At 44.9% G+C, this 12,298-nt stretch carries 13 protein-coding genes and 1 other RNA gene; 5 read left to right on the forward strand and 9 right to left on the reverse strand.

Going from position 1 to position 12,298, the window contains the following annotated elements:
• Positions 1–31: 31 nt before the first annotated feature.
• From WA407_RS05510 to WA407_RS05520, 3 genes are read right to left on the reverse strand one after another with little or no spacing between them, the layout of a single operon-like run.
• Positions 32–769, reverse strand: a complete 738-nt coding sequence (locus tag WA407_RS05510; RefSeq protein ID WP_061828597.1) for an exonuclease domain-containing protein — start codon at positions 767–769, stop codon at positions 32–34.
• The gene (locus tag WA407_RS05515; protein WP_235308033.1) at positions 766–1,848 is read right to left on the reverse strand and encodes a DUF294 nucleotidyltransferase-like domain-containing protein; all 1,083 of its coding nucleotides are present in this window, start codon (positions 1,846–1,848) and stop codon (positions 766–768) included. Before WA407_RS05515 ends, WA407_RS05510 begins: the two co-directional genes overlap by 4 nt.
• A gap of 48 nt (positions 1,849–1,896) precedes the next feature.
• Complete coding sequence (locus WA407_RS05520) at positions 1,897–3,300, reverse strand: ammonium transporter (RefSeq protein WP_039270006.1); 1,404 nt, start codon at positions 3,298–3,300, stop codon at positions 1,897–1,899.
• 294 nt (positions 3,301–3,594) lie between these two features.
• On the opposite strand from WA407_RS05520, the gene WA407_RS05525 reads away from it, so the two are divergent.
• Positions 3,595–4,026: a MerR family transcriptional regulator gene (locus WA407_RS05525; protein WP_023988024.1), complete on the forward strand. Its 432-nt coding sequence runs from the start codon at positions 3,595–3,597 to the stop codon at positions 4,024–4,026.
• Between the two features lie 39 nt (positions 4,027–4,065).
• Complete coding sequence (locus WA407_RS05530; protein WP_023988023.1) at positions 4,066–4,737, forward strand: zinc metallopeptidase; 672 nt, start codon at positions 4,066–4,068, stop codon at positions 4,735–4,737.
• 90 nt (positions 4,738–4,827) lie between these two features.
• Here the strand turns inward: WA407_RS05530 and WA407_RS05535 are convergent, their stop codons facing one another.
• Together WA407_RS05535 and WA407_RS05540 are read right to left on the reverse strand one after the other, a co-directional pair.
• On the reverse strand, positions 4,828–5,766 hold the full coding sequence (locus WA407_RS05535) for a LysR family transcriptional regulator (protein WP_235308032.1): 939 nt from the start codon (positions 5,764–5,766) through the stop codon (positions 4,828–4,830).
• A 98-nt stretch (positions 5,767–5,864) separates the two neighbouring features.
• A complete protein-coding gene (locus tag WA407_RS05540) occupies positions 5,865–6,488 on the reverse strand; it encodes a rhomboid family intramembrane serine protease (RefSeq protein WP_061828599.1) in 624 nt (207 codons plus the stop codon).
• A 119-nt stretch (positions 6,489–6,607) separates the two neighbouring features.
• Between WA407_RS05540 and tpx the strand changes: the two genes are divergently transcribed.
• Positions 6,608–7,126 (forward strand): thiol peroxidase, encoded by a 519-nt coding sequence (gene tpx / locus WA407_RS05545; protein WP_023988020.1) that lies wholly within the window; start codon positions 6,608–6,610, stop codon positions 7,124–7,126.
• 91 nt (positions 7,127–7,217) lie between these two features.
• Here the strand turns inward: tpx and WA407_RS05550 are convergent, their stop codons facing one another.
• The 4 genes from WA407_RS05550 to WA407_RS05565 all read right to left on the reverse strand — a co-directional run bounded on the left by WA407_RS05550 (position 7,218) and on the right by WA407_RS05565 (position 10,648).
• A complete protein-coding gene (locus WA407_RS05550) occupies positions 7,218–7,610 on the reverse strand; it encodes a DUF1499 domain-containing protein (protein WP_103048007.1) in 393 nt (130 codons plus the stop codon).
• Positions 7,611–7,821: 211 nt separating this feature from the next.
• A non-coding RNA gene (gene ssrS / locus WA407_RS05555) (6S RNA) lies at positions 7,822–8,016 on the reverse strand.
• A 58-nt stretch (positions 8,017–8,074) separates the two neighbouring features.
• On the reverse strand, positions 8,075–8,836 hold the full coding sequence (locus WA407_RS05560) for a YesL family protein (protein WP_061828600.1): 762 nt from the start codon (positions 8,834–8,836) through the stop codon (positions 8,075–8,077).
• A 222-nt stretch (positions 8,837–9,058) separates the two neighbouring features.
• The gene (locus WA407_RS05565; RefSeq protein ID WP_029516709.1) at positions 9,059–10,648 is read right to left on the reverse strand and encodes a DEAD/DEAH box helicase; all 1,590 of its coding nucleotides are present in this window, start codon (positions 10,646–10,648) and stop codon (positions 9,059–9,061) included.
• Positions 10,649–10,973: 325 nt separating this feature from the next.
• Between WA407_RS05565 and WA407_RS05570 the strand changes: the two genes are divergently transcribed.
• Together WA407_RS05570 and WA407_RS05575 are read left to right on the forward strand one after the other, a co-directional pair.
• Complete coding sequence (locus tag WA407_RS05570; RefSeq protein WP_025722295.1) at positions 10,974–11,795, forward strand: YitT family protein; 822 nt, start codon at positions 10,974–10,976, stop codon at positions 11,793–11,795.
• A gap of 172 nt (positions 11,796–11,967) precedes the next feature.
• Positions 11,968–12,156: a hypothetical protein gene (locus WA407_RS05575; RefSeq protein ID WP_080683009.1), complete on the forward strand. Its 189-nt coding sequence runs from the start codon at positions 11,968–11,970 to the stop codon at positions 12,154–12,156.
• The last annotated feature ends 142 nt before the right edge of the window (positions 12,157–12,298 follow it).

A 12,298-nucleotide genomic window follows, 5' to 3' on the forward strand; every position in this document is an offset into this window, starting at 1 on the left:
TGTGTATATGAATGCTATGCCTTGTACTGAATCAGGCATGACTTAAATGCGCGTAGACATCTGCCAAATTGGTCACATTACGCTTCAGCATTTCCTGAACATACGCAACCCACAGCTTAGCCGTCATTTTCGCATCCTCTAACGCATGGTGCCGCCCTTCAATCGGAATGGATTGGTAGGTCAACAATTCATCCAAACTGTAGGTTTGATGTTGCTGTGGCTCAAGCCATTTGGCAAGCATCATCGTATCCAGAACACGGTGAGTCAATTGAACTTTAGATGTTTTCCATAACGCAGCATTCAAAAAGGCCTTGTCATGAGCGCTAGCATGTGCCACAAGTACTCGCCCACCTACAAAGGACATAAAGTCGTGCAATCCGTTCATAAGCGGTGGAGCTTCATCCGTCATTTCCCGGGTAATCCCAGTTAGCTCGGTAATATGCTCAGGAATCACAGTCCGTGGATTAACAAGCGTATAAAACTGCTCTTTTTCCATAATCATGTCCCCGACAACCCGAATCGCCCCGAACGATAAAATCTCATCTCCATGCTGTGCTGAAAATCCCGTTGTCTCCAGATCAAAAACTACCGTCTCCAAACGATCCAGCGGGGTCCGCAATACTTCAGAGCGCCGTTGCTCCCGGGTTAAGGAGCGAATAAAAGCCATCTGCTGAGCCGTAGGAGCCCCCATTACAGATGCGATCGCAGACGGCACTCCTCCTCTGCGGAGAGCGCTCCAGAAGCCACTTCCCTGCGCTGGTTCCTTCATGACCTTCTCCCTTCCATAAATCGCAACTGCCTTTGCAACGCACGATGCAGCCGTCGTACTGTCGAAAGCGCCTCGCGCAACTCATGCCAGCCTTTACTTTGTTTCAGCGGCTTTACAGCCAGGTAGCCATTGCTGACCAGCAATCCATCATTCTTCTTCACCGGAGTAGCCATTCGAAGCTGAAGCGCGATCCGAAAGGCTCGCTCGCAAGCATCGAGTAAAGGCAACGGCGCCGCTTCCAATGATGCGAGACGACTGAGCCTTTTGAGGGTGGAGGTTTCCTCTACACCATGTTGCAACGCCAAAAAACGGACTGCGTTCACCAGCGGAATGTACAACCCGTATTTCACATCAAAATCGCCCGCATGCTCACCGAAGCGCTCGGTAACAATCTGACCTAAAATATTAAGTGTCGCTTTATGCCTCACCGTGTTCCGAAGTACCGCTGAGGGTAAATCAGGATGTTTTCGGAACAACTCATAAAAACTTCGTTTCCAGTTTACAGATAATTGCTCATCTCCAGCGATATGCCTCATATCAGACGAGATAATCAGATAACGGATCGGCTCCCAAGCAAAATCGTCCGACCATTTCGTTAGCTGTTCTTGCCATCCAGACAATGTTTGGCGCCACAACGGCTCCGAGCACATTACTTTCCCCTCACATTTGGGATATCCCAAATACTCTAACATCGCAGACACTCTGCGACCAAACTCACTAAAATACAATTCTTTATTAACAGATATTGTGTTACTGATAATCATACCGTTATCCTGGTCACTCCACAGCGTCGATTCCGAGCGCCCCATGCTTCCGAAGGCTATAAATGCATAAGGGACGGGAGGAGGGCCGAAGCCATCCTCAACCATCCCTTTTTCACACATTTGTACAGCTCTGGCCGCGATGCGGTCATGCATTTCATTCGCCGTTCGTAACCAGTCTGATAACGGAGCGGAGGCTTGGGAAGCCAGCAGCCATTTTTGAGAGTCGACCCTGGCCTGCCTTAGCGATTCAGGCGTATCTGCTTGATCCATCGCTTCAGCGGAACTCACCCAAGAGGCCATATTTTGCAGTTCCATACTTCCATCTCCTCCGCTCATCCATACTGGTTCTTTAAATTTTACATATTAGTTCACAATTCCAGAACGCTTTTCAGCCTCGGCAACCAACTTCATTTGCTCAGGATAGCCGTACGTACCGTGTTCACTGATATCCAGTCCCATCGTTTCTTCCTCTTCCGTAACGCGGATACCCATAATCGCTTTCATCGCACCCAGAATAATGAAGGAAATGACGAACACGAAAGCCAAGGTGCCAATCAGTCCAAGCAGCTGTACTCCTAATTGGGTAAATCCACCACCATAGAACAGACCCGCTTGACCTACACCTGTTATTTTTACAAGCTCAGGAGTAGCGAAGAACCCTGTGGACACTGCGCCCCACATCCCTGCAACACCATGCACGGAGAAAGCATATACCGGGTCATCCACTCTTGCACGCTCGAACCATTGCGCTGTGAAGAAAGTGACGATCCCTGCAACTGCACCAATGACCAGTGCCGCCCAAGGGGCTACAAAGGCACAAGAACCAGTAATAGCAACCAAAGCCGCCAGCACACCGTTTAGCATAGCAGGAATATCTGCTTTTCCATATACCATCCAGGATACGAGCAAAGCGAAAACCCCACCTGCCGCAGCAGCAATATTGGTAGTCAAGGCCACATATCCAAAGAATCCGTCGTTCATAGCCGATACAGCACTACCTGGGTTAAACCCAAACCAACCAAACCAGAGAATAATAACACCCAAGATAGAGTACACCTGATTATGACCAGGGATAATGTTCGGCTTGCCATCTTTATTGAACTTGCCCAGACGCGGTTTGAGCAGCAGTGTAGCGACGAGTGCCGCCGTAGCGCCTGTCAAATGGACTACCGTCGAACCGGCATAATCCTGCATGCCTAACTTACCAAGCCATCCGCCGCCCCACACCCAGTGAGCTACAACCGGATAGATCACGATAGAGAACAAAATACCGAAGATAATGTATACACTTAATTTTGCACGCTCTGCCATTCCCCCACATGCGATAGAAAGTGATACCGCAGCGAAAGCAAAGTGGAACAAAAACATAATTGTAATCGGAACATCCAGACCTGAAAGAGCATCAAACGATGCAGCAGCATTCGTACCACTCATGAAGAAACCCGTCAGTCCCATAAATCCGTTGCCGCCATCATTACCAAATCCGAATCCAAATCCAAGTGCCCAGAAGGACAAAGCCGCAACACCTGTGGTGAGAATCGTTTTACCAGCGACATGGCCTGCATTCTTCATTCGTGTCGAGCCTGCCTCCAGCAATGCAAATCCCGCTTGCATAAAAAATACAAGTATAAATGCCAAGAACGTAAAGGCCGTGTTTAGCCCGGCTTGAAGTTGAATATTTGTCGGACCGTCAGCAGCAAACGCACCTACCGGAAAAGCTAATACTGTCAGCATGGCCAATAATACAACTAACCACTTTTTTCTCATGAAGCCCACTCCCTCGAATGTTAAGTTTCTTTACATTTCGTGAAATTCTTATTGTCATTATAATCAGAATACATGAAAGTTGACAAGATTTTTTTTATTATGTTAAAAAAATATGGTCCCAAACACATCATGTCACATTTACTAACTATAAAAGTAGCTTGTTTCTGTCCAAAAAAAGCATGACGTTTGACTGTATGGTTGGAAATCATGTAAAATATTCTTTATATACACTCCGTTTGCAAATGCTAATATTGAAGGTTGAACGAAGAGCGCGAGGTGAAGACAGATGGGGATATGAAGCTGTATCGAATTGGTGAGCTAGCCAAGGCGGCTGGTGTCAGCGAACGAACTATTGATTATTACACAAAGCTTGGTTTGATCACACCTGAAGAACGATCATTGAAAAATTATCGGCTTTATAATGATGAAACCTTAAACAGGCTTGAACGTATTAACCAAATGAAACAAGAGAAGTATAGCCTTGAGGAAATCAGACAGACACTGATTAAATGGAACTCGGTCGCGGGGGAAGAGCACGTCACTGACAAACTAACGAGTCTAGAGATGCACATGCAGCGTCTAGAACGTGAAGTCAATGAACTACAGCCTCTTTTGGGGCAGCTCAAGCCCGTTCAAGCGCGCAAGTTGCTTACTGGTCTACTACCACAAAGCGCCGCTTGTATCGAAGCTCTGAAGTATCTGCTGGAGCATAGTTCTATGATGTAGATGCCCAGGCTATGATGAACAATAATGGAGGGTTGCTTTATGATGGGTATGTATATATTGATTATTCTTGCGTTCGGATTATCCTTATGGGCGCAATTCCGTGTAAAAGGTACTTTTAATAAATGGTCTGATGTCCCAAATGAAAATGGGTTGACCGGTTATGATGCAGCTCGGCATATGCTGGATCGCAATGGTTTGCATGATGTGCCTATTGAACCAGTACCTGGTGCGTTATCTGACCATTATGATCCAATGCAAAGAGTCGTGCGGCTATCCGAGCCCGTTTATTATGAAAAATCGATTTCTGCAGTTGCCGTAGCTTGTCACGAGGTCGGTCATGCCATTCAGCATAAAGAGCATTATCCCATGCTAGCACTCCGTCATCGGATCTTTCCGATCGTAAACTTCGCTTCCGGGATTGCACCGTTTCTGCTGATTGCCGGTTTCTTATTCAGCTACACGAACCTGATTGGCTTGGGTATTATCTTTTTCTCGGCTACTGTTGCCTTTCAATTAATTACATTACCGGTTGAATTTAATGCTTCCAACCGCGCCCGGGAAATTATGGTTTCCGAAGGGTTTATCCGTAGTGATGAAGAACGGGGTATCGCCAAAGTATTAAATGCTGCTGCATTAACTTATGTGGCTGCAGCTCTCGTTTCCTTGCTGGAACTAATTCGCTTAATCGGTATCTTTAACAGCCGGGATTAATTGCTTGTGTCGCAAAAAAGGTTGTTCCTCCACCAAGTTAACGGTAGAGGAACAACCTTTTTTTCTTTATCTAAAACTAACAAGCTATACTCACTGCCCTAAATCTGCTTTTGCATTTCCATTCGGAGTAGCAACACTACCTTTAAGACCAAAATATTGCAACAAAAAAGTCCGGAATGACTTTGCAACTAATGGTAGCTTGTCATCTTTGCGATGAATCAAGCCTATAGTTCGCGTGACCTCTGGATCAACAATTGACACTCTTGCAGGTTGAAGCGGGTTGGTCTGAAACAACGCCATTTCAGGCAAAAGACTGACTCCCATACCAGCCGCAACTAATCCGCGAATCGTATCTGTCTCTTCACCTTCAAAAGCAATATCTGGCGTAAATCCTGCCTCCAGACAAGCCTGCCAGACAATCGGGCGTAACGAATATCCATCTCTGAACAGAATGAATTTTTCTCCTTTAAGCTGACTCAGCGTGATGTGTTTGGCCGTGGCTAAAGGATGATTGGGCGGGAGAACAGCAAACAACTCCTCGGTCAACACCACATCCCCCTCTACATGATCATGACGATCCGGAAAAGGAGATACAAAAGCCAAATCCACCTCACCCGCTAACACATCACGAATTAAACTCGGGTACATCCCCTGTTTAAATCTGAATTTAACATTGGGATACCGCTTTCGGAATTCAGCCACCACCGTAGGAATAAGATGAATCCCCAAACTGTGCGGAAAACCGATGCGGATTTCGCCCCCCTCAGGGTCCAAAAACTCATGAACCTCCAAAACAGCTCGCTCTAGATCTTTTATAATTGTCTCAACCCGTTTGCAAAATAACTGTCCCACTGGCGTTAGCTGCAAATTGCGACCCTTTTGCATAAAAAGATTAACTCCCAGCTCCTCTTCAAGCTGATGAATTTGCCGACTTACCGCAGATTGCGCCACATGTAGCTCCTCGGCTGCCTGAGTGACATGTTCTTTTTGCGCTACCTTCATGAAGTACTGCAACTGTCGTAATTCCACTCCGATATTCGCTCCAATCTGTTTTTCAACATCCGGAAGAAGACGTCAATCGAACATCATCCTCTTTCTTACCCTGCTAACTTACGGTAAAACTGTCTTTAGTGACGTTTGCGTTGGCCAGTCAATCTGATCATTAATCCATAAAGGAAAAACCCACTGAGTAATCCCCCGAAGTGAGCCGTCCAGTTAATGTTCGCTACAGCGAAAGAAAACAGGATGCCAAATCCAAGCAGCGTGTACAGCGTTTTGCGCGAGGCGTCATCCATCAGTGACCGCTGGAACAGGGCAACGTATAGGAATGCTCCATAGATGCCATAAATCGCTCCTGAGGCTCCTACAGAGACTGTCGTTTCCGCCATCATGTTGTAATGCGCGATGGACAGTATGTTCCCTACAATGCCCGTGACCAGATACAATAACACATAGCGGAAGGACCCCAGCAAACGCTCCAGCGGAGGAGCGAATACGAGTATGGCGAAGGAATTGAACAGAAGATGATCAAACCCTGCATGTAAAAACATGGCTGATACATATCGCCACAGCTGATCAGTGAATGGCGCTTCATTAATCAAAGCTCCATATCGGATCAGCGTCAAACTATTTTCCGATCCACCCTGTACGGTGAGTACAATAAACATCACAATATTAATGAGCAAAATCAGACAGGTCACTGGGTAAAACCGCAAATAACTTTTCCAGTTCTCATAACGTAAAAAAATCAAGGCAATCCTTCCTTCATGGGTGTCTCCACCTTATTCAAATTGGACAATGTCTTTTATAAAAGATTATAATAGATTTCGGCAACGATAACCAATGCTAAAAACCAAGGAGGCTATTACATATGGCACAAGAACGTACAGGAGCTGCTACTTTTAAAGGCAATCCTTTGACACTCTTAGGTCCTGAACTGAAGGTTGGAGACCAGGCACCTGATTTCAAATTACAGAAAAACCTGCTAGAAGCAGCTACGCTCCAAGACTTTGCGGGCAAAGTCAAATTGATCAGTGTTGTTCCTTCTTTGGATACAGGCGTGTGTGACGCACAGACTCGACGTTTTAACCAAGAAGCTGATTCCCTTGGGGATCAAGTCGTGGTGCTAACTGTCAGCGTCGATCTGCCTTTCGCTCAAGCTCGTTGGTGCGGTGCTGCCGGTATCGACCGCGTATTGACACTGTCCGACTATAAGGATCATTCCTTCGGCGAAGCTTATGGTGTGTTCATCAAGGAATTCCATTTGGATCATAGAGCTATTTTTGTAATTGATCAAAATGATAAAATCGCTTACGTAGAATACTTGAGCGAAATGTCCGAACATCCTGACTATGACCAAGCGATTGCAGCAGTGAAAAAACTCGTCTAAATCAGACTGAATATTAAAAAAGCGAGTGAAGGGTTGCCTTCCTCGCTTTTTTTGACGTTTATCTGCCACATCACTGCTCACACATCTACAATTACTGCACGACCTTATGAGCGGACAGCTTCTTGTCAATCACAGCGAACAGTTGCAAAATGATGCGGTAATTCGCGCCCAAGTCCCCTAGCGATCCCCGTGAAGCAGAATAAATATCTACCGCACTCCGAACTGGCGAGACGGACAATATGGAAACGGTAATGTCGATGGTTCTACCGAACGCCGTTCGCTTCTCTAACGTAATCTCACCTACGGATGCTACCTCATGGAGTACCTTGTAGCCAGGAATTTTTTTCAAAATAGATGATACTTCTTCCCAAGCCTTGTCTCTCGATAAGTTATAATAGCGTGTCTTCATTTGGGGGTCCTTGACCCGGTCGCTTGTACCTTCTTGGCTGCGCACAATCCCTACCAGAGTCCTCTTCAACGACAAGACATTTCCTCCTTCACGATAATCGTTGCCGAAATGCAGCACATCGGTTTTTTTGCTGCAAGCGCTTTATAAAAACGTTAAACAACAAAAAGTTAACCGACCATACCTGTGGTATGCGACCTTAGTACCTCATGTCTTAGTTTAACATTGTTGCATACAAAAAACACCCTGTTTCTGCACGAAGCATGAACAGAGTGTATTCGTTATCTTTGGAGTACCCGCCGATGCCGTCCGACCATAGCGTCTTCTGAACCTGCTTTAGCAGGTGGGTGACCGCAGAATAAACTTTTGAAGTCCCCTTGTCAGGTATTGACAGGGCTTTTCAGCTATTCATCCGTATAGATCTCCCTAGACATTGTCATTGGTTCAAAACAACAAATGATCGTAACGTGCATCGCAGGATGTGACCTTATTATAGCGCTTCTCACTCAGAAAGTAAATGCTAGGAGAAATATGTTTTATTTTTAGGGGTTATCACTTTTTTTGTCTTCAATGCTTGCCGTATCTTCATCTTTCTGCTTCATCTTTTCCATTTGATCCTGCATTTTGAGGAACGTTCCGTAAAAATTAAAGAAAGCGAACCAGGCAACCACGCTGCCAATGAAGAATAGGAAAAGCACAGGATATTTGACTCCGATAAATATAACAACAGCGCTGCCGAGCAGGGTGGAAAATACTCGGAATGGTCGAATCAGTGTCAGCAACACCGCATTTTTAATAATTTGTCCGGTAGACATATGATAATGAGCCACCATCGAAAAGAAGTTAAACATAGACACAAGCAAAATAATGATAAGAATAAGCATAATTACGCCGACGATTTGCAAGTTGCTGAGTTGTGTCATATATACGGTATAATCCACATACATGATAACAAATAGCAACGTATAAAAAATACCCCCGATCAAACTTTGCTTATAATTCTCTTTATACCCTTTAAAAAAGGTACGAAACACGCCTGTATCGGTATCTCCCATTACCCATTTGCGAACCACTGTGAACATAGCCGATGTGGCTGGAAATAAAGTAAGCGGTGCCAAAATAGCCATCGCCCAATTCATTTGTAAAGACTCATTAGCCAAATTCTGATTCATTACAAGTAGTTTCAGTATGAGGCAGAACACAAAAGGCGACGAACATAACACCCATAACAAATTTGTAGCCGCCAGTCGGGTAATCCACTCGGTCAGGCGGTAAATACCACCCATAGCTCCTTTAAACTCCAATGTCAGTCTCTCCCTCCGCAAGCCTTGGCAGTTCCAAGACTCATGTTGCTATGCCTATAAATTCCGGCTCTTGACTATATCATACCGTATTTCAGCCCTAATACGCCAGTGAAATCAATACGTGATCCATTAAAGCAGATCTCTAAAAGGTTCATACCTACTGATTAATCATAACAAAAAAGCCGAAGCTTCATCTGCTTCGACTTTTCATTATTTCATTTCTTATTCGGAAGAGGAATCTTCACGTCTTGCAGGGCGACGAGTTTCTCCATTGCTACTCGGGCGTGGTTTGCGATCTCCACTATAGCGGCTTCCGGAATCACGGTTGTAGCCACCGCCTTCTTTACCACGGTTGTAACCGCCATATCCACCTTTGCTTCCACTACCGCCGCTACCGCCAGAACGGTTGGAATTGTAACCACCGTTGCTGCGACCGCTATAGTTAGAAGGCTTGCGACCGCCAGAACGCACGTCTGGTTTACGACGTTTTGCACGGATTGGATCTTCTGGAGTCAGTTCAATCGATGCTTCTCTCTTCTCACCAGTCATCAGCTTCAGAGCTGCAGAGAGAAGTTGTACAGAATCATATTGCTCCAGCATTTGAATAGCCAAACCTTTATACTCGTTCAGCTCACCGCTTTCTACAGCCTCTAGGAGACGTTCAGCAATGATACGTTGTTTACCTTCCAGAGCTTCAGCCAACGTTGGAAGCGGCTTGCGTGGAATGCGGTGACGAGTTACACGTTCGATAAAGTGCAAATGGTCAATTTCACGAGGCGTTACGAAAGACCAAGCTTCCCCTTCTTTACCTGCACGTCCAGTACGTCCAATACGGTGAACATAACTTTCTGGATCTTGCGGAAGGTCAAAGTTCACAACGTGAGTTACGCCGGAAACGTCCAAACCACGGGCAGCTACGTCAGTCGCTACGAGCACGTCGATGCTTCCGTCACGGAATTTACGCATTACAGCATCACGTTGGTTTTGAGACAAATCACCGTGTAAACCGTCTGCGGAATATCCGCGTTTTTGCAGAGCTTCAGCCAGCTCGTCTACCCGACGCTTGGTACGACCAAATACGATAGCAAGTTCTGGGGATTCCATGTCGATCAAACGGCTCAATGCTTCGAATTTTTGACGCTCAGGAACTTCGATATAGGCCTGATCAATCAGTGGAGCACTAACTTGTTTAGGAATAACTGAAACATGCTCAGGATTTTTGAGGAATTGCTCAGCCAATCTTTTAATATTAGGAGGCATTGTAGCCGAGAAAAGCATCGTTTGACGCTCGTCTGGAACTTGCTTCAGAATGGATTGAATATCTTCCATGAAGCCCATATCCAACATTTCATCTGCTTCATCCAAAACAACTGTGTTTACATCTTCCAGCTTGATGGTTTTGCGATTAATATGGTCAAGCAAGCGTCCTGGCGTACCAATAATAATTTGAGGTTTCTTTTTCAAAGCACGAATCTGGCGTACGATATCTTGTCCACCATAGATTGGCAAAGTACGAAGACCTTTGAAACGGGAAAGTTTTTCGATTTCTTCAGCTACCTGGATAGCAAGCTCACGTGTTGGTGCCATGATCAGGGCTCTGATTTTTTCGTCGCTTCTAGAAATTTTGTTAATCAGCGGAATACCAAACGCAGCGGTTTTACCAGTACCTGTTTGGGCTTGGCCAATCATGTCTCTGCCTTGCAGTGCAATCGGGATGGATTGGGATTGAATTGGTGTTGCTTCTTCAAAGCCCAGTTCTGTAATCGCCTGAATTACTTTCGGTTCAAGATCAAATTCTGCAAATGTCGTCAAATTTATTCAAACTCCTTCATAATGGTGGATGTGGTGGACAATCCACAATGTTGTCTGTATTCTTAAGTAGCGATATTATTGTATAAGTTTTCCCCAATACAGTGACAGTTTATTTAGACCTATAACTGTATCTTTCTGTAATGAATTTGGGGAACCTATCCGATACATCTTAAACGAATTTATCCTTTTTAAAACAGTTTAAATTTTAAGTGTTTCTCTGGACATAGGTCCCTACTCAAGAATATCCACATCGCATTATAGCACAGAACAATTCATGAATACCAGCAAGTTGCTTCCCGTATAATTTAAATGAGGTGAAAATAAGTTGTTAAAAATAGTGTTAAACTGCTTAACTGTCATTCTTGGAGCCGCTGCCATTGCATGCGGTTTTAATCTGTTTCTCGTGCCACACCACTTGCTGAGCGGGGGAGTAGCCGGTCTTTCCATGTTAATCGGCTACTTCACAAAATTTGATATCAGCGCGATGTATTTTATTATCAATATTCCGATGCTTATTGCAGGCTGGTTTATTTTAGGCAAGCGTTTTATTAGCCTGAGCATTTTATCCGTTGTCGTTACAACGTGGATTTTGGCTTGGGTGCCGGTGCAATCTGTCGTGTCGGACCCCCTGCTAGCCTCCGTTTTTGGTGGGGTGATGATCGGCGTTGGAGCAGGAATTTCCTTTCGGGTAGGGGGTTCTACGGGCGGTTTTGACATTATCGGTTCCATCGTCACTCGTTATCGTGACTTCCCCGTAGGAACTGTACTTGTTGGCATGAATGGACTGGTTATTCTTGCAGCAGGATATTTGAACGATGATTGGAATATTGCACTTGCGTCGATGCTATCTATTTTTGTGACTGGCAAGGTATTGGATCAAATCTATGTCAGTCACACGAAGATTACCGTCTACATTATTACAGAACACACCGACAAGCTACTGGAGCGGATGTTAACCACACCACGCGGTGTTAGCAAAATAAAAATTGAAGGCGCATTTTCACATACCGAAAAGGACATGCTGATGACTGTCACGACACGCTACGAGCTAGTTGAATTAAAACGGATCATTAAAGAAGTGGATCCTTCAGCTTTTGTCAATATTGTGGAAACGGTTGGGGTGATGGGTTCATTTCGCCGAAGATAAGCACAAACCCAAGTGTCAAAATACAGTTTCTGTGGTACACTATATGTGCGCTGTTCCCATAGTATATAAAGACCAGCTTTACCTGCTATTTCACAGGCACTTTGCTTTTCCGAATCGTATTGAATGATTCTTTTGGAATGATTCCGAGCAGGAAAGGGTGATTTTTGTGGAAATGGAAACGGTAAAACTGTCCGACATTGTCTTAAGATGGTACCCAGAAATGCTCCCTTCTCTCAAAAAGGATGAGCTGAACTCGATGATTGTGCTTCGGGACGGGATGGCCATACTCAAGCCAACGGATGCGCTAGAAATTATTCAGTACAGTATTTGCGAGCATCAAGACAATAATTATCTTCAATAAATTTCTTTACCAAGTGCCGCTTCTTCCGGTTACATCTACAACCGCGAAGAGAGCGGCATTATTTATGCATTTTTATGGATTCAATGAACACAGGTTGGGTTAATCATGTAAGACTGTGCCTGATGATTCCAGTACTGGTTAC

This window comes from Paenibacillus sp. 203, from assembly GCF_037027525.1.
Classification (GTDB): Bacteria; Bacillota; Bacilli; order Paenibacillales; family Paenibacillaceae; genus Paenibacillus; species Paenibacillus polymyxa_B.

Excerpts from the sequence above, each read along its gene's own strand:
- WA407_RS05510 (WP_061828597.1), bottom strand. The coding sequence starts at position 769 with ATGAAGGAACCAGCGCAGGGAAGTGGCTTCTGGAGCGCTCTCCGCAGA.
- WA407_RS05515 (WP_235308033.1), bottom strand. The coding sequence starts at position 1,848 with ATGGAACTGCAAAATATGGCCTCTTGGGTGAGTTCCGCTGAAGCGATG.
- WA407_RS05520 (WP_039270006.1), bottom strand. The coding sequence starts at position 3,300 with ATGAGAAAAAAGTGGTTAGTTGTATTATTGGCCATGCTGACAGTATTA.
- WA407_RS05525 (WP_023988024.1), top strand. The coding sequence starts at position 3,595 with ATGAAGCTGTATCGAATTGGTGAGCTAGCCAAGGCGGCTGGTGTCAGC.
- WA407_RS05530 (WP_023988023.1), top strand. The coding sequence starts at position 4,066 with ATGATGGGTATGTATATATTGATTATTCTTGCGTTCGGATTATCCTTA.
- tpx (WP_023988020.1), top strand. The coding sequence starts at position 6,608 with ATGGCACAAGAACGTACAGGAGCTGCTACTTTTAAAGGCAATCCTTTG.
- WA407_RS05575 (WP_080683009.1), top strand. The coding sequence starts at position 11,968 with ATGGAAACGGTAAAACTGTCCGACATTGTCTTAAGATGGTACCCAGAA.